Here is a 17,626-nt window from a genome sequence, read left to right as displayed (position 1 = left end):
ACGATGACTGACGAAAGCAAGCTGGTCGACTACCTGAAGCGGGTGACCGCCACCCTGCAGGAGACGCGGGAGCGGCTGCGCGAAGTCGAGGCCGCCGACGCCGAGCCGATCGCCATCGTCGCGATGGGCTGCCGGTACCCGGGCGACGTCCGCTCTCCCGAAGACCTCTGGGAGCTGGTGGCGCGGGGCCGGGACGCGATCGGGCCGTTCCCGACCGACCGCGGCTGGGGCCTGGACACGATGTTCGACGCCGACCCCGACAGCCCCGGCACGAGCTACGTGAGCGAGGGCGGCTTCCTCCACGACGTCGCCCAGTTCGACGCGCCCTTCTTCGGCATCTCGCCGCGCGAGGCGCTGGCCATGGACCCGCAGCAGCGGCTCACGCTGGAACTGGCCTGGGAGACCTTCGAACGCGCCGGCATCGCGCCGCACTCGCTGGCCAAGCAGCAGGTCGGCGTCTTCCTCGGCAGCGGCGACCAGGACTACTACGACGAGCTGCCGCAGGCGGTGCTCGCCGGTGAGGTCCAGGACTACCTGAGCACCGGCAACGCCGGCTCGGTCATCTCCGGCCGGATCGCCTACGCCCTCGGCCTGGAGGGCCCGGCCATCACGATCGACACGGCCTGCTCGTCGTCGCTGGTCGCGCTGCACCTCGCCGTGCAGGCGCTGCGCCAGCGCGACTGCGCCCTGGCACTGGCCGGCGGCGTGATGGTGATGTCGCGACCCGGCCCGTTCGTCGCGTTCAGCCGCCAGCGCGGCCTGGCCGCCGACGGCCGCTGCAAGCCGTTCTCCGACAGCGCCGACGGCACCGGCTGGGCCGAGGGCGCGGGCACGCTCCTGCTGGAGCGGCTGTCCGACGCCCGCCGCAACGGCCACCCGGTCCTCGCCGTCGTGCGCGGCACCGCGGTCAACTCCGACGGCGCGTCCAACGGCCTCACCGCGCCCAACGGCCCGTCCCAGCAGCGCGTCATCCGCCAGGCACTGGCGAACGCGCAGCTCTCGGCGTCCGATGTGGACGCCGTCGAGGGCCACGGCACCGGCACCACGCTCGGCGACCCGATCGAGGCGCAGGCCCTGCTCGCCACCTACGGCCAGGACCGCGACCGCCCGCTGTGGCTCGGCTCGATCAAGTCGAACATCGGCCACGCCCAGGGCGCGGCCGGCGTCGGCGGCGTGATCAAGATGGTGCAGGCCCTGCGCAACGGCGTGCTGCCGAAGACCCTGCACGTCACCGAGCCGAGCACCGAGGTCGACTGGACCGCCGGGAACGTCTCGCTGCTGACGGAGGAGCGCCCGTGGCCGGCGGGGGAGAAGCCGCGCCGCGCGGGTGTCTCGTCGTTCGGCGTCAGCGGGACCAACGCGCACGTGATCGTCGAAGAGGCACCGGCCGTCGAGGTCGAGGAGACCACGCCGAGCTGGCCCGCCGAAGTGCCGGTCCCGTGGCCGCTGTCCGGCCACGGCGCCGCCGCGCTGAAGGCCCAGGCAGCGCGACTGTCCGATGTGGACGCTTCGGCGCTCGACATCGGGTTCTCGTTGGCGACGTCACGCTCGCCGCTGAGCCACCGTGCGGTGGTGTTCGACGGCAAGGCGGGTCTTGGAACCGTGGAAGCCGGCGAGCTGGTCGAAGGGCAGACCGCGTTCCTGTTCTCCGGCCAGGGCGCGCAACGCTCCGGCATGGGGGCCGAGCTGGCCGCCGCGTTCCCGGTGTTCGCCGCCGCGCTGGACGAGGTCTGCGCGGAGCTGGACCAGCACCTCGACCGTCCACTGAAGACGGTCGTCTTCGACAAGCCGCGCCTGATCAACCAGACCGGCTACACCCAGCCCGCCCTGTTCGCGATCGAGGTCGCGCTGTTCCGGCTGCTGTCCTCGTGGGGCATCAAGCCCGACTTCCTGCTCGGTCACTCGGTCGGCGAACTGGCCGCGGCGCACGTCGCCGGGGTGCTGTCCTTGGCCGATGCGGCGAAACTGGTCGCTGCCCGCGCCAAGCTGATGCAGGCGCTGCCGGCCGGCGGCGCGATGGTCGCGATCCAGGCCACCGAGGACGACGTCGCGCAGCACCTGACCGACGGCGTCAGCATCGCCGCCATCAACGGCCCGGACGCCGTCGTGATCTCGGGCGCGGCCGACGCCGTCGCCGAGGTGGCGGCGAAGTTCGAGCGCACCAAGCAGCTGAAGGTCTCGCACGCGTTCCACTCGCCGCTGATGGAGCCGATGCTGGCCGAGTTCGCCGCGATCGCCGGCACGCTCACCTTCGCCCAGCCAGAGATCCCCCTGATTTCGAACGTGTCCGGCACGATCGCCGGACCCGAGGTCGCCACGCCGGAGTACTGGGTCTCGCACGTCCGCGCGGCCGTCCGGTTCCATGACGGCCTCACCGCGCTGAGCGCCCAGGGCGTCTCGCGGTTCGTCGAGGTCGGCCCGGACGGCGTGCTGTCGGCGTTGGCTCGCCAGAGCTTCGACGTGGTCGTCGTGCCGGTGCTGCGCAAGGACCGTCCCGAGCCCGCCACCGCGCTCACCGCGCTGGCCGAGCTGTACGTCAGCGGCGTGAACCCCGACTGGGCCGCGGTGTTCGAAGGCCGCGGTGCCCGGCGCGTCGACCTGCCGACGTACGCCTTCCAGCGCAAGCGCTACTGGATCGACGCCCGCGCCAACCGCGACGAGGTCTCCGCCGCCGGTCTCACCTCCGCCGGGCACCCGCTGCTCGGCGCGGCCGTCGCGCTCGCCGACACCGACGGCGTCGTGCTCACCGGCCGCCTGTCCCTGGAAACCCACGCGTGGCTCGACGAACACCGCCTCGGCGACGTCGCGACCGTGCCCGGCACGGCGTTCCTGGAGCTGGCCATCCGCGCCGGTGACCAGGTCGGCTGCGGCCGCATCGAGGAACTGACGCTCGGCAGCCCGCTGGTCGTCCCGGACCGCAGCGGCGTCCAGGTGCAGGTCACGGTCGGGGCGGCGGGGGAGAACGGCGTCCGCGCCGTCAGCGTCCACTCGCGGCTCGAGGACAGTGACGACCCGTGGACGGCGCACGCCGACGGCACCGTCGCCCCGCAGGCGCACCGCGGCACCGAACTGACCGAGTGGCCGCCGGCCGGCGCCGAGCCCGTCGCCATCGACGGCCTGTACGACGACTTCGCCGGCACCGGCCTCACCTACGGCCCGCTCTTCCGCTCGCTGCGCGCGGTCTGGAGCCGCGGCCGCGAGGTCTTCGCCGAGGTCGCCTTGCCCGAGGACAGCGACGCGGAGCGCTTCGGCCTGCACCCGGCGGCGCTCGACGCCTGCACGCACGCCCTGCGCGTCGCGGGCGGCGGCGACGGCGGCGTCGGCCGGGTCCCGTTCTGCTGGACGGGCGTCGAACTGCACGCCACCGGCGCTTCCGCGCTGCGGGTGAAGTTCACGCCGACCACCGAGGACGGCTTCGCGGTCGCGCTCGCCGACTCCACCGGGGCGCCGGTCGCCACCGTGGCCGAGACCGTGTTCCGCGCGTTCACGGCGCCGGTCGCGGCGGAGGCCCCGCTCTACCGGGTCGAGTGGCAGCGCATCCCGGCCGAGTCCACTGTGGACGTGTCGGCGGTCGAGGTCTTCGAGTGCACGGGCACCGACGCCCACGACCTGACCCACCGCGTGCTCGGCGCGCTCCAGAACTGGCTCGCCACCGACCACCCGGAGGACGCGCGCCTGGTCGTCGTCAGCCGGGGCGCCGTCGCGGCCGCCGGAGGCGTCACGGACCTCGCCGCGGCCGCGGCCTGGGGTCTCGTGCGCTCGGCACAGGAGGAGAACCCGGACACGTTCTTGCTCCTGGACCTCGACGCCGAAAGCACCGCGGCCGAGGTTCTGCCGCAGGTCCTCGCCACCGGCGAGACGCAGGCCGCCGTCCGCTTCGGCGCGGTCCTCGTGCCGCGGCTGGTGCGCACCGCGGCGGCCGCCGAACCGGCGTACTTCCACCCCGGCGGCACCGTGCTGGTCACCGGCGCGTCCGGTGCGATCGGCGGTGCGCTCGTCCGGCACCTCGCCGAAAAGCACGACGTCCGGCGGTTCCTGCTGGTCAGCCGCCGCAGCACGCCCGCGCTGGAGAGCTTGGGCGCCGAGCTGGGCGTGCACGTCGACATCGCGCACTGCGACGTCGCCGACCGCGCCGCGCTGGCCGAGGTGCTGGCCGGGATTCCCGCCGAGCACCCGCTCACGTCGGTGGTGCACGCCGCCGGCGTCCTCGACGACGGCGTGGTCACGGCGCTCACGCCCGAGCGCCTCGACACCGTGCTGCGGCCCAAGGTCGACGGCGCGCTCAACCTGCACGAGCTGACTCGCGACACCGCGCTCTCGGCGTTCGTGCTGTTCTCGTCGGTCTCCGGCGTGCTCGGCGCGCCGGGCCAGGGCGGGTACGCCGCCGCGAACGCGTTCCTCGACGGCCTCGCCGCCCACCGCGTGGCCCACGGCCTGCCCGCGCTGTCCCTGGACTGGGGCCTGTGGGGCGAGATCGGCGGCATGGGCGGCACCCTGACCGAGGCCGAGGTCGCGCGCCTGGCTTCGGGCGGCATCGTGCCATTGTCCACATCGGACGCTCTCGACCTGTTCGACCGCGCGCTGGCTTCACGCCAGGCCGCCGTCGTGCCGGTCAAGCTCGACCTCCCGGCGTTGCGGAAGCTGGACCGGATCCCGAAGACCCTGGAGGAGCTGACCGGACGGCCCACCCGGCGCGTCGCGGCGAGTGCGGCCGCGGCCGCCGAGGACTCCTTCGCCGCCCGCGTCCGCGCCCTGCCGGAAGCCGACCGGGCCGACGCCGTGCTGGACCTGGTCCGCGGGCACGCGGCCACCGTCCTCGGCTACGGCGGCGGGCACGAGATCGAGCCGGCCGCGCAGTTCCAGTCGCTCGGCTTCGACTCGCTCACCGCGATCGAGCTGCGCAACGGCCTCACCGCGGCCACCGGCCAGCGGCTGCCGGCGACACTGATCTTCGACCACCCGACGCCGTCCGCGCTGGCCACGCACCTGCTCACCGAGCTGACCGGCGGGGCGGCGGAGATCGCCACGGCGCCGGCCAAGGCGTCCGACGAGCCCATCGCGATCGTCGGCATGGCCTGCCGGCTGCCCGGCGGGGTCACCTCGCCCGAGCAGCTGTGGGACCTCGTCGCCGGCGGCCGCGACGCCATCGGCGACTTCCCGGCCGACCGCGGCTGGGACGTCGACGGCCTGCTCGACCCGACCGGCCGCCGCCCCGGCACCACCTACGTCGCCCGCGGCGGGTTCGTCCACGACGCCGGCGACTTCGACGCCACCTTCTTCGGGGTCTCGCCGAAGGAAGCCCCGGCCATCGACCCGCAGCAGCGGCTGCTGCTGGAGGCGTGCTGGGAAGCCCTGGAGCGCGCGGGCATCGACCCGACCTCGCTCAAGGGCAGCCCGACCGGCGTCTACGCGGGTGTCCAGTACCACGACTACGTGGGCGCGAACAGTGCCGGCTCGATCGTCACCGGCCGGGTGTCCTACACGCTCGGCCTGGAGGGCCCGGCGGTCAGCGTCGACACGGCGTGCTCGTCTTCGCTGGTCGCGATGCACATGGCGGCCCAGGCCCTGCGCGGCGGCGACTGCTCCCTCGCCCTGGCCGGCGGCGTCACCGTGATGGCGACGCCGGAGACGTTCGTCGAGTTCAGCCGCCAGAAGGGGCTGGCCGCCGACGGCCGCTGCAAGGTGTTCTCCGACGACGCCGACGGCACCACCTGGTCCGAAGGCGTCGGTGTGCTGGTGCTGGAGCGGCTGTCCGAGGCCCGCCGCCTCGGCCACCCGGTGCTCGCCGTGCTCAAGGGCAGCGCGGTCAACCAGGACGGCACGTCCAACGGGCTCACCGCCCCCAACGGCCCGGCCCAGCAGCGCGTGATCCGGGCGGCGCTGGCCGACGCCGGCATCACCGCGGCCGACGTCGACGCCGTCGAGGCGCACGGCACCGGCACCAAGCTGGGCGACCCGATCGAGGTCCAGGCACTGCTGGCCACCTACGGCAAGGAGACCTCCGCCGATCGTCCCCTGTGGATCGGCTCGGTCAAGTCGAACCTCGGCCACACGCAGGCCGCGGCCGGCGCGGCCGGGGTGATCAAGATGGTGATGGCGATGCGCCAGGGCGAGCTGCCCGCGACGCTGCACGTCGGCCGCCCGTCGAGTGAGATCGACTGGTCGTCCGGTGCGGTCCGGCCGCTGGTCGAGCCGGTGAAGTGGCTGCCCAACGGGCACACCCGCCGGGCCGGCGTCTCGTCGTTCGGCGTCAGCGGCACCAACGCCCACGTGATCCTGGAGGAGGGCGACCGCCGCGAGGTCACCGGCGGGCACGACTACGAAGGTCCCGTCGCCTGGCCGGTTTCCGGTCGCGGCGCGGCGGCACTGCGCGCACAGGCCGAGCAGCTGATGTCCTATGTGGACGAGGACCCGGACGGCAGCCTCGCCGACATCGGCTTCTCGCTGGCCACCACCCGCGGCGCGTTCGACCGCCGCGCGGTGCTCATCGGTCAGCGGTCGCCGCAGTTCGTGCGCGGTCTCGCGGCGCTGGTCGACGAAGAGGAGGCGCGCGGGGTCGTCAGCGGCATCGCCACCGCGGGTGGACGTACGGCGTTCCTGTTCGCCGGCCAGGGTTCTCAGCGCGTCGGAATGGGTTCGCGGCTTGCCGAGCAGTTCCCGGCGTTCGCCGCCGCGTACGACGAGGTCTGCACGGAACTCGACCGGCACCTCGACCGCCCGATCCGCTCGGTGGCCGAGGAACTGGACGAGACCCGCTACACCCAGCCCGCGCTGTTCGCGCTCGAAGTCGCGCTGTTCCGCCTGGTGCGGTCGTGGGGCGTCAAGCCGGACGTCCTCATCGGCCACTCGATCGGCGAGATCGCCGCGGCCCACTGCGCGGGCGTGCTCTCCCTGGCGGACGCGGCGAAGCTGGTCGTCGCCCGGGGCGCGCTGATGCAGGCGCTTCCCGAAGGCGGCGCGATGGTGGCGATCGAGGCGACGCCGGACCAGGTGCGCGACGACAGTGTCGACATCGCCGCCGTCAACGGCCCGAACGCCGTCGTGATTTCGGGCGCCGCCGACGCGGTGGCCGAGGTCGCCGCGAAGTTCGAGCGCACCAAGCAGCTGAAGGTGTCGCACGCGTTCCACTCCCGGCTGATGGAGCCGATGCTCGACGAGTTCCGCGCGGTCGCTTCGAAGCTGACGTACGCGTCGCCGCGGATCCCGGTGCTCTCGACGGTCACCGAGTCGGCCGACCTGACGTCGCCGGAGTACTGGGTCCAGCAGGTCCGCGAAGGCGTCCGGTTCCTCGACGCGGTCACCCGCGCCGCGGCCGAGGGCGTCAACCGGTTCCTGGAGCTGGGCCCGGACACGACGCTCACCGCGATGACCGCGGGCTGCCTCGACGAGCGACCCGAGGTACTGGCGTCCCTGCTGCACAAGGAGAACGACGAAGCCGTCGCCGCCCTGACCGGCATCGCGCAGCTGCACGTCAGCGGCGTCGACGTCGACTGGGCCGCGGTGTACGAGCCCACCGGCGCCCGGCCGGTCGCGGTGCCGACCTACCCGTTCCAGCGGCAGCGCTTCTGGCTCGAGAGCACCACCGGCTCGGCGAGCCAGGAAGACCACCCGCTGCTCGGGTCGGCCCTCGAACTGGCCGGCGCCGACGGGCTGCTGTTCTCCGGACGGCTTTCCGTGGGCACCCACCCGTGGCTGGCCGACCACGTCGTCGGCGGCTCGATCCTCTTCCCCGGCACCGGGTTCGTCGAGATGGCGATCCGCGCGGGCGACGAGGCCGGCTGCCCGCGCCTGGACGAGCTGACCCTGGAGTACCCGCTGGTCGTCCCGGAGCGGACGGGCGTCCGCGTCCAGTTCGCCCTCGAGGCTCCCGGCGCCGACGGCAGCCGCGCGTTCAGCGTCCACTCGCGACCCGAGGGCGCGAGCGGCGCGTGGACGCGGCACGCCACCGGCAAGCTGGCCAAGACGGCCCCCAAGGCGGACTTCGACCTGACGGCCTGGCCGCCCGCCGGCGCCGAGCAGGTGAACCTGGACGGCACGTACGAGGAGCTGGCGGCCGACGGGCTGGCCTACGGTCCGGCGTTCCGCGGGCTCGTCGCGGCCTGGAAGCGCGACGGCGAGGCGTTCGCCGAGATCCGGCTCCCGGCTTCGGTGTCCGATGTGGACCGGTACGGCGTCCACCCGGCCGTGCTCGACGCGGCACTGCACACCATCGGCGTCTCCGGCGCGGCGGGCAGCGAACCCGCGCTGCCGTTCGCGTGGGAAGGCGTGCGGCTGCACGCCGTCGGCGCGACGACCCTGCGGGTCCACGTCCGCCCGGCGGGCACCGGCGCGGTCGCGCTGGACGTCGCCGACGGGGCCGGAGCCCCGGTCGCGTCGGTGGAATCCCTGCTGCTGCGCCCGATGTCCGCGGTTCCGCAGGCGGCTCCGACGGGCGGCGGGGACTCGCTGTTCCGGGTTGCGTGGGAACCCACCGAGCTCGACGCGGTCGCCGAGGTCACCGACTGGGCCGTGCTGGGCACCGACGCCTTCGGGCTCACCGAAGCGCTGGGCGCCACGGCCGACGCGGCCGGCCCGGCCGTGCTCCCGGTGGCCGGCGACGACCTGCACGCCGAACTGCACCGCGTGCTCGGCCTGCTGCAGTCCTGGCTGGCCGGACCGGGGGAGTCGCTGATCGTGGTGACCCGCGGCGCGGTGGCGGCCGAAGCGGACGAGAACCCCGACCCGGTCGGCGCCGCGGTGGCCGGCCTGGTCCGCTCGGCGCAGGCCGAGCACCCGGGCCGGCTCACCCTCGTCGACCTCGGCGCGGGGACCCCGGCGGGCCGGACGCTCGCCGCGGTCGCGGCCTCCGACGAGCCTCAGGTGGCCCTGCGGGCGGGTGCGGTGCTGGTGCCGCGGCTGGCCAAGGCGGCCGACGCGGTCGCGGCTCCCGTGTGGGACGCGGACGGCACGGTCCTCGTCACCGGCGCGACCGGTGCGCTGGGCTCGGCCGTGGCGCGGCACCTGGTCGCCGAGCACGGCGTGCGGAACCTGCTCCTGGTCAGCCGCCGGGGTGCCGACGCACCCGGGGCGGCCGAGCTGGCCGCCCTCGACGCCGAGGTCACCATCGCCGCCTGCGACGTCGCCGACCGCGACGCCGTGTCGGCGCTGCTGGCCGGGATCCCGGCGGAGGCACCGCTGCGGGCCGTGGTGCACGCGGCCGGCGTCCTCGACGACGGCGTCCTGACGTCGCTGACCCCGGACCGCCTGGACACGGTGCTGCGGCCGAAGGCCGACGCGGCTTCGGTCCTCGACGAGCTGACCCGCGACCTCGACCTCACGGCGTTCGTGCTGTTCTCCTCGGCCGCGGGCGTCCTCGGCGCTCCGGGGCAGGGCAGCTACGCCGCCGCGAACGCGTTCCTCGACGCACTGGCGGCCAAGCGCAGGGCCGACGGCCTCGCCGGCACGTCGCTGGCGTGGGGCCTCTGGGCCGGCGGCATGGGCGAGGCGCTGGAAGACGCCGACGCCCACCGCATCGGCGAAACCGGCATCACCGCACTGTCCACTGAGGACGGACTGGCGCTGCTGGACTCGGCGGCCGGTGGCACCGAAGCGCTGCTGGTGCCGATCGCGCTGGACACCCGCGTGCTGGCGGCGTCGGGCGACGACGACCTGCCCGCGGTCCTGCGCGGCCTGGCCGGCACCCCCGGCCGCCGGGCGGCGCAGGACGCGGCCGAGGACACCGAGTCCCTCGCCAAGAAGCTCGCCGGGCTGCCGGTGGCCAAGCGCGTCCCGACCGTGCTGACCCTGGTGCGCACCCACGCGGCGACGCTGCTGGGCCACGCCGGGCCGGAGGCGGTGGAACCGGACCGCTCGTTCAACGAGGTCGGCTTCGATTCCCTGTCCGCCACCGGGTTCCGCAACAAGCTCAGCCTCGTCACCGGGCTCAAGCTGCCGGTGAGCCTGATCTTCGACTACCCGACCCCGCGGGTGCTCGCCGAGCACCTGGTCGGCGAACTGGCCCCGGCCGAGGTCGAGGTCGTCGAGGAAACCGTTACCGAACAAGGGGTTCGCGACGCGCTGGCGGCCATCCCGCTGGAGAAGCTGCGGGCCGCCGGGCTCCTGGACGGCCTGCTGGAGCTGGCCGGCGTCCGCCTGCCCGAGGAAACCGTGGAGCCCGAAGCCGTCGAAGAGGCCACGATCGACGACCTCGACACCGACGCGTTGATCAGCATGGCGATCGGTGGTGGTGACGACGACTAGGGGTCGGCCGCTATTGCCCGGCCCGGCGCGGCTGTGGCCCACTGGTCGGGAGAGTTTCCCGTGCTCCACCACGATCTTGACCCGAACGAGGAGAGGTAACCCATGGTCACCGGCTACGCGATCGAAGCACGGGGGCTGCGCAAGTCCTATGGCGACGTGGACGTCCTGGAAAGCGTCGACCTGAGCGTGCGGCGCGGCACGATGTTCGCGCTGCTCGGCCCGAACGGCGCCGGCAAGACCACGACGGTGCGGATCCTCAGCACCCTGCTGGAGGCCGACGGCGGAACCGTGACGATCAACGGCCACGACCTCGCCGGCCCCAAGCGGAAGGTGCGCGAGCAGATCGGCCTCACCGGCCAGAACACCGCGGTCGACGAACTGCTCACCGGCCGCGAGAACCTGGAGATGATGGCGAGGCTGTTCCACCTGGCCACGCCCGCGGCGAAAGCCAGGGCCACCGAGCTGCTCACGCAGTTCGACCTGACCGAAGCCGCCGACCGCCCGGTCAAGACCTACTCCGGCGGCATGCGCCGCCGGCTCGACCTGGCGATCAGCCTGATCACCTCGCCGCCCGTGCTGTTCCTCGACGAGCCGACCACCGGCCTCGACCCGCGCAGCCGCTCGGCGATGTGGGACGCGATCCGCGAGCTGCTCGACGGCGGCACCACGATCCTGCTCACCACGCAGTACCTCGAGGAGGCCGACCAGCTCGCCGACCGGATCGCGGTGATCGACAAGGGCCGCGTCGTCGCCGAGGGCACGGCGGCCGAGCTGAAGCGCAAGGTGGGGACCGAGCGGCTGAAGCTCACCTTCGCCACCGCCGCCGAGGCGGCGAGCGCGCACGGCGTCACCGGCGGCGTGCTGACCGACGAGACGGTCAGCGTCGCGATCGACCAGCCCGCCCAGGTCCGGCGGGTGCTCAACCAGGTCGCCGACGCCGGCCTCGAGACCACCGGGCTGGCGCTCTCCGAGCCGACCCTGGACGACGTTTTCCACACCCTTACCGGAACCGCGGGAGAGAAGCGATGACCCAGACTCTGTCCAGGGAGGTCGAGGGGATGCCGCTCTCCGACACCCCGAGCCGTTCGTCGTTCGCGCTGGCGCTGTCCGACTGCCGTGTCCTGATCGGGCGCAACGTCAAGCACATCGCCCGCAACGCGGAGATGCTGATCCAGGCGGTGTCGCTGCCGGTCGTGCTCCTGCTGCTGTTCCGCTTCATGTTCGGCGGCGCGATCAACCTGCCGGGCATGGCCTACATCGACTACCTGGTGCCCGGCTTGGTGGTCATCAGCATCGGCTTCAACGCGACGTCGACCGTGGTCGGCGTCGCCGCCGACCTCACGCAGGGCCTGGTGGAGCGGTTCCGCTCGATGCCGATGGCCGGCCCGGCCGTGCTCGTGGGCCACGTCGTCTCCGGCGTGCTGCGCAGCATGATCTCGCTCGTGGTGATGGTCGCCGTCGGCCTGGCCGTCGGTTTCCGCCCCACGGCCGGCGTGCTCGGCTGGCTCGGCGCGATCGGCCTGCTCGTGCTCTTCGCCTCCGGCGTGTTCTGGCTCGCCACGCTGCTGGGGTCGATCGCCAAGACCGTCGAGGGCGCGGGCGGCCTGGGCATGATCCTCGTGTTCGTCCCCTACGCCACCAGCGCGCTGGTGCCCACGGCGTCGATGCCGTCGGTGCTGCGGGCCGTCGTCGACAACCAGCCGGTGACGGTGCTGATCGACGCCGTCCGCGGCCTGGTGAACGGCACGGACCTGGGCTCGACCGGCTGGCTGGCCGTGGCCTGGTGGTTCGCCATCACCGCCGGCGCCGCGTACCTCGCGATCCGGAAGTTCCACCAGCGCGCCCGCGGCTGAACCCCGTCGGCACCGAGGCGGCTCGTGCTCCCGGGCACGGGCCGCCTCTCGCGTGCGCAAGGTCGACTTTAGGTGGGTCGGGCACTCTGCGTAGAGAGCATCAGACCAGTCCGTGAAGTGAGGGGGCCCGATGCCGATCCGCATCGCCGAGAACCCGGCCGTGAGCCTCGACGCGTGGTCCGCCCCGCTGGCCGCCGACCCGGCGGGCGCGGCGGCGTTCCTCGCCGAGGTCGCCGACCGGGTGGCCCACCGCGCGCGCGTGCTCGTCCTGAGCGCGGGCCCGGTGGCGGACCAGCTCGCGGAGCTGGGGTACGCCGTCGCGGAAGCGTCCTTCGACAGCCCGCCCGGCGGGCGGTTCGACGTCGTCTACACCGGTTCGGACGCCCTTTCCCGGCTGCTCGTGCAGCGGGAGCAGGTGCGCGTGGTCCGCCGGCTGGCGGCGCTGCTGCGCCCCGGCGGTGCCCTCGTCGTGCAGGGCTACCACCCCGACCCGGCCCGCTGGGCCGGGCACCCGCTGGTGACCGGGCACGACTGCGCGCGCCAGACGCTGTTCCTGGCCGACGCCCGGGTGCCGCTGCGCTATGTGTGGCCGTCGGAGCTGGACCTCATGGCCGAGCTGGCCGAACTGGCGCTCGACAGCCGCTGGGGCGGCTGGTACGGCGAGCCCGCCGTGTGCGGCTCGCCGGTCGTCTCCCTTTACCGCAGCTGAAAAGCACGAGGCCCGGTCCCCGCTGGTGGCGGTGGACCGGGCCGTGGGAAGCCGGACGCGGACCGGATCAGACCGCGTCCGACAGCTCGCCGACGAGGATGCTGTGGTGCAGCTTCCGCAGCGAAGTGCCGGGCTCGATGCCCAGCTGCTGAACCAGGTGCTGCCGGGCGGACGCGAAGGTCTCGAGAGCTTCCGCACGGCGGTTCGAGCGCAGCAGGGCGGTCATCAGGTACTCGTAGAACGTCTCGCGCAGCGTGTGTTCCTTCGCCAGCGCGGACAGCTGACCGACGACCTCGCGGTGCCGTCCGATCAGCAGCTCGGTTTCCATCAGCAGTTCCAGGCACTCCAGCCGGCTTTCCGCCAGCAGCGCGGCGTAGGCCTGGACGTCGGGGGAGTCGGTGAAGCCGCCGAACGCCTCACCGCGCCAGAGGTTCGCGGCTTCGCGCAGGACGGCCGCGGCCTCCTTGTAGTTGCGGTCCCAGTACAGCGCCCGGCCGCGTTCGTAGAGCCGGGTGAAGCGGTCGGCGTCGAGCTCGCCGTCCTTGACGTGCAGTGAATAGCCGCGCGGGCTGGTGACGACGGGGCTGTCGTCGGCGTCGTCGCCCGTGCCGCGCAGCAGCTTCCGCAGCTGCGAAACGTAGACGTACAGCGCGGCGCTCGCCCGGGCCGGCGGGTGCTCTCCCCAGAGCTCGCCGATCAGGTGCTCGGTGGTCGCGACCTGGTTGCGCTTGACCAGCAGCACGGCCAGGAGCGTCTCGATCTTGCGTGCCCGCGGGGCGCTCACGCCGGGCCGCCCCCCGACTCTGATCTGCCCCAGTATCCCGTAGTCCATTTCCAGTGCCCTCCGGTGTCCGCGTCGATCGGATCTGCCCGGCCCGGCGCCCCCAGTGTTGTCCTCCAGCGCCCCAATGCCCGGTCCTGCCAGTGCAGCGTACTAAACCGACCTCCCGGTTTTCAAGACAAAACCGGGAGGTCGGTCGGTTTGTTCTGTCCGGAGGTGACAACTTCCTTGTCTGGCGCGGTTTTCTGGGGTCACCCCAGTTGTAAACCGGGCGGTTGGTATGTAACCATGACCGGGACGCGTAGGACTCCTGCGCCGGACGGCTCGAGCGGAGGGGACCGAAGGTGACCAAGCAGGCACGCTCGGAACAGACGCGGCGCCTGTTGCTGGAGGCCGCGGCCGAGCTGCTGCACCGGGACGGGTACGCGGCCACCAGCATGGTGGGCATCGCGCAGGCGGCGGGGGTCACCAAGGGTGGCCTGTACTTCCACTTCTCGTCGAAGGACGAGATCTGCGACGAGGTCCAGGACGCCGCGACGGCGGTGCTGCGCGAGCACGTGAGCCGGCAGCTGGCGGTCCCGCGCCCGGCGCTGCCGCGGCTGGCGGACCTGAGCCGGGCGCTGATGCACTGGCTCGACACGGACCCCAAGGTGGGCGCGAGCTTTCGCATGGCCCGCGAGATGGGGGCGGCGGACGAGCGGTTCGTGGGGTTTTCCCGGGCGTGGCTGGCGCAGGTGCACGAGTACGTGGCGGAGGCGCTGGCGGGCGGGGAGCTGGGCACGGACGTGCCGATCGAGACCGCGGAGCTGCTGGTGGTCGTGACGTGCGTCGGCCTGGAGTCGGTGGTGTCGAGCCGGATCGTGGTCCCGGACAGCGACCTGCCGGCGATGCTGGGCAAGCTGTGGCGGCTGCTGGAGCTGTCCCACCGGCCGGTGGCGCCCCGCCCGGCGCACACCTGAGCGAGGCCGGCTCGGGCCGGCCCGCTCACGGAACCCTCAGACCGCGGCCGTCACCCGCTGCGTCCCCTCCGGGACGAACCGGTGCAGCCTCCGCGGCGGCACCACCGAGCTCAGGATCGTGGTCCACATGAACGTCACGCGCTCGATCAGGTCCGTCCGGCCGGTCAGCACCTGCGAGCTCAGCTGGATTCCGGTGAACGACGCCTGGATGAACATCGCCAGGTCGTGCGCGTTGATCTCCTTGCGCAGATCGCCCGCGGCCTTCGCCGCCAGCAGGCAGCCGTGGATCGTGTCGATCCAGCGCTTGTACGCGTCGCCGGCCGGGGCGATGAACGATCCCTGCTCGATGACCAGCCGGATGCTCGCCCGGACCCGGACGTCGGACTGCAGGCTGGCCGCCATCCCCTGGGTCAGGTCGATCACCGTCTGCAACCCGGGGTCGTCGATCTCGGCGAGCGGGTCCCAGACCGTGAACTGCTCGTCGATCAGGGCGTCGGCGAGGTCTTCCTTCGACTTGAAGTGGAAGTAAAGCGCACCCTTCGTGACACCCGCCTCCGCGAGGATGTCCGAGAGGCTCGCGCCAAGGAAGCCGACGGCGTCGAACCGCGAGGCGGCCGCCTCGAGGATCGCGTTCCGTGTCTGCTCCGCACGCTCTTGGCGAGCCACGCCCAGCCCCTCTCGCTCCGGCCGATCAGTCCACAGTAGACCATTCGGCGGTACCTCCCGGTCCGGAGGACAGTCTACGTCCTCGGACCTGGGAAAGCCACTTAAAAAAACCGCTCGGTTGGTATGGTTTTAGGTCACTCGTTCCGCTAAAACTGAAGCGGGGGAGTACTGGGGTACTGGGGTTGAACTTTCTAGGAGGACCGTCATGGTCGGCACGCTGCTTCAGGAGTCTGTGCGCGAAATACCGGAAACCAAGATCAACGCGATCCCGTCGGCGACTTCGGTCGACTTCCAGCAGACGATCCCGCGGAGCCTCGTGCACCGCGCGGCCGTCTCGGAAGTCTTCGTCACCGACCTGCACATCCTCGGCGAAGGCCGGTTCGAAGTCGGCGCGCAGTGGCCGCGGCGGCACAGCTTCTTCGGGCCGCGGACGCCGGTGTTCCACGATCCGATGCTCTACGCGGAGACGGTCCGCCAGGCCGCGCTGCTGATCGCGCACCGCGCATACGGCGTTCCGCTCAGCCACAGCTTCCTGTCGGACCACAAGGAGTACGCGGTCGAGCAGACCGGGCTGGCCACGCTGGGCCGCCCGGTCGACGTGGTTCTGCGGGTCACCGCGCACGAGGTCGAGTTCCGGGGCAAGAGCGTCGGCGGCATGCGGCTCGACTTCGAGTGCTTCCGCGACGGGCGGCGGATCGGCACGGCGTCGGAACGCTGGCGCTGCGTGTCCTCGGCCGTCTACCGCCGGGTGCGGGGCGACCACTTCGCGGCGACGCCGTTCCAGGCCGCGGCGCTGGCCGCGGTGGCGCCGGCGTCGGTCGGCCGCGACCGCGCGGAAGACGTCCTGCTGGCGGCGACGCCGACGGACGGCACGTGGGCGCTGCGCTTCGACCCGGACCACGCGGTGCTCTTCGACCACCCGGTCGACCACGTGCCGGGCATGGTGCTCATCGAGGGGGCGCGGCAGGCGGCGCTGCTGGCGATCGGCGACCCGTACGCGCTGCCCGAGCGCGCGGACTTCCGTTTCGACTCGTACGTGGAGTTCGACTCCGAGTGCCTGCTGGTGGTCGAGGCGGCCCCGGCCGGGCCGGGCCGCACCCGCACCGTCCGGGTGGACGTCCGGCAGAAGGGCGCCACGGCCGCGAGCGGCACGCTGGGAATGCACTTGTCGTGAGGGCCGTTGAGCCGGACCTGCTGGTCACCGGCGCGACCGGCTTCGTCGGCACGGCGGTGCTGCGCGAGCTGGTCGCCCGCGGCGAGGGCGCGCGGGTCCGCGTCCTCGCCCGCCGCCCCCTGCCGGGGTGGATGACCGACGCGGGCGTGACGGCCTGGCGCGGCGACGTCACCGACGCCGCCGGCCTGGTGGGGCTGTGCACCGGCATCACGACGCTGGTGCACCTCGCCTCACAGGTGGGGGGCGACGCGGAGCTGTGCACGGCCGTCAACGAGGACGGCACGGCCAAGCTCCTGGCGGAAGCCCGCCGAGCGGGGACGACGGAGGTGCTGTACCTGAGCACGTGCGCGGTGTACCGCGACGGAGTGCACCGGGGGGCACGGGAACCCGCGGGTGAGCTCGGGTCATCGCGCAGCCGGGTCGGGCTCGCGGAAGGCGGAACGGGGATCGGGTCCGCTCTGGGGACGGACCCGGGTTCACCGGCCGGTCGCGGGAGTCGCGGGGGCGAAACCGGTCGCGGCGGCAGGGCGTATCCGGGCTCGCAGGCTGGGCGCGGCGGGCTGAGGGGCGAGTCCGGGCCACAGACCGGCCGCCTTTCCGGCCCGCCGCACGACCCGGCCCGGCAAAGCGGTCGCGCCGAGCCGATCGGCAGGTCAGCCCTCGTGACCGGCCCGGCTTCGGCGACCAGCCGCAGCAGGCTGGCCGGCGAGCGGCTCGTCCTCGCCGCCGGCGGGGTCGTCCTGCGGCCGCACCTGATCCACGGCACCGGTGACCGGCACGTCGTGCCCGCACTGGCTCGCTGGATCAGCGCCGTCCCCGCGTGGGCGGCGGGCGGCGCCGCTCGGACCTCGCTCGTCGCGGTCGCCGACCTGGCCGCCGCGATCGTCGTGCTCGCGCTCAACCCCGGCACCGGCGGGGCGGGTGAGGTCTTCCACGTGGCCGACCCCGACCCGGTCCGGCTGCGCGGGTTCATCACCGCCGTGTGCGAGCTGCTCGGCCTGCCGGTCCCGGTCGCGGACCTCACACTGGCCGAGCACCGGGCCCGCACGCGCGCCGCGCTCCCGGCGCTCACCGACCACCAGTACTCGCTGCTGACGCGGGACCACTGGTACGAGAGCACGCGCATCTGGGAACTGACCGGCGTTTCGCCGGGCCCGGGTTTCGGCCCGGGCCTCGCCGCGGCGGCCGACTGGTACCGCGCGTCGCTGGGCACCCGCTGAGCGAGGTGGACCGTCCACTGAGGAC

9 protein-coding genes are annotated in these 17,626 nt (G+C 73.3%); 7 read left to right on the top strand and 2 right to left on the bottom strand.

Features of this window, described 5'->3' with window-relative positions; genetic code table 11:
- Window positions 1–3 precede the first annotated feature (3 nt).
- The 4 genes from AB0J40_RS41180 to AB0J40_RS41165 all read left to right on the top strand — a co-directional run bounded on the left by AB0J40_RS41180 (window position 4) and on the right by AB0J40_RS41165 (window position 12,801).
- Window positions 4–10,239, top strand: coding sequence for a type I polyketide synthase (locus tag AB0J40_RS41180; RefSeq protein WP_364464941.1), 10,236 nt, complete (start codon window positions 4–6; stop codon window positions 10,237–10,239).
- 102 nt (window positions 10,240–10,341) lie between these two features.
- Window positions 10,342–11,268 (top strand): ATP-binding cassette domain-containing protein, encoded by a 927-nt coding sequence (locus AB0J40_RS41175; protein ID WP_364464939.1) that lies wholly within the window; start codon window positions 10,342–10,344, stop codon window positions 11,266–11,268.
- The gene (locus tag AB0J40_RS41170) at window positions 11,265–12,092 is read left to right on the top strand and encodes an ABC transporter permease (RefSeq protein ID WP_364464937.1); all 828 of its coding nucleotides are present in this window, start codon (window positions 11,265–11,267) and stop codon (window positions 12,090–12,092) included. The genes AB0J40_RS41175 and AB0J40_RS41170 overlap by 4 nt, the downstream gene beginning before the upstream one ends.
- Before the next feature lie 130 nt (window positions 12,093–12,222).
- The gene (locus AB0J40_RS41165; RefSeq protein WP_364464935.1) at window positions 12,223–12,801 is read left to right on the top strand and encodes a hypothetical protein; all 579 of its coding nucleotides are present in this window, start codon (window positions 12,223–12,225) and stop codon (window positions 12,799–12,801) included.
- 67 nt (window positions 12,802–12,868) lie between these two features.
- Here the strand turns inward: AB0J40_RS41165 and AB0J40_RS41160 are convergent, their stop codons facing one another.
- The gene (locus AB0J40_RS41160) at window positions 12,869–13,585 is read right to left on the bottom strand and encodes an AfsR/SARP family transcriptional regulator (RefSeq protein WP_364464933.1); all 717 of its coding nucleotides are present in this window, start codon (window positions 13,583–13,585) and stop codon (window positions 12,869–12,871) included.
- Between the two features lie 341 nt (window positions 13,586–13,926).
- On the opposite strand from AB0J40_RS41160, the gene AB0J40_RS41155 reads away from it, so the two are divergent.
- Window positions 13,927–14,541 (top strand): ScbR family autoregulator-binding transcription factor, encoded by a 615-nt coding sequence (locus AB0J40_RS41155; RefSeq protein WP_364464931.1) that lies wholly within the window; start codon window positions 13,927–13,929, stop codon window positions 14,539–14,541.
- Between the two features lie 36 nt (window positions 14,542–14,577).
- Here the strand turns inward: AB0J40_RS41155 and AB0J40_RS41150 are convergent, their stop codons facing one another.
- Entirely contained in the window at window positions 14,578–15,207 is a 630-nt protein-coding gene (locus tag AB0J40_RS41150) for a ScbR family autoregulator-binding transcription factor (protein ID WP_364464929.1), read from the bottom strand.
- Window positions 15,208–15,412: 205 nt separating this feature from the next.
- Here AB0J40_RS41150 and AB0J40_RS41145 point away from each other — a divergent pair, with 205 nt between their 5' ends.
- Entirely contained in the window at window positions 15,413–16,381 is a 969-nt protein-coding gene (locus AB0J40_RS41145) for a ScbA/BarX family gamma-butyrolactone biosynthesis protein (protein WP_364464927.1), read from the top strand.
- A complete protein-coding gene (locus tag AB0J40_RS41140) occupies window positions 16,378–17,601 on the top strand; it encodes an NAD-dependent epimerase/dehydratase family protein (protein WP_364464925.1) in 1,224 nt (407 codons plus the stop codon). Before AB0J40_RS41145 ends, AB0J40_RS41140 begins: the two co-directional genes overlap by 4 nt.
- Window positions 17,602–17,626 lie beyond the last annotated feature (25 nt).

The sequence above is a fragment of the Amycolatopsis sp. NPDC049691 genome (assembly GCF_040675005.1).
GTDB lineage: Bacteria > Actinomycetota > Actinomycetes > Mycobacteriales > Pseudonocardiaceae > Amycolatopsis.
This window is presented reverse-complemented; position numbering and strand designations above follow the sequence as displayed.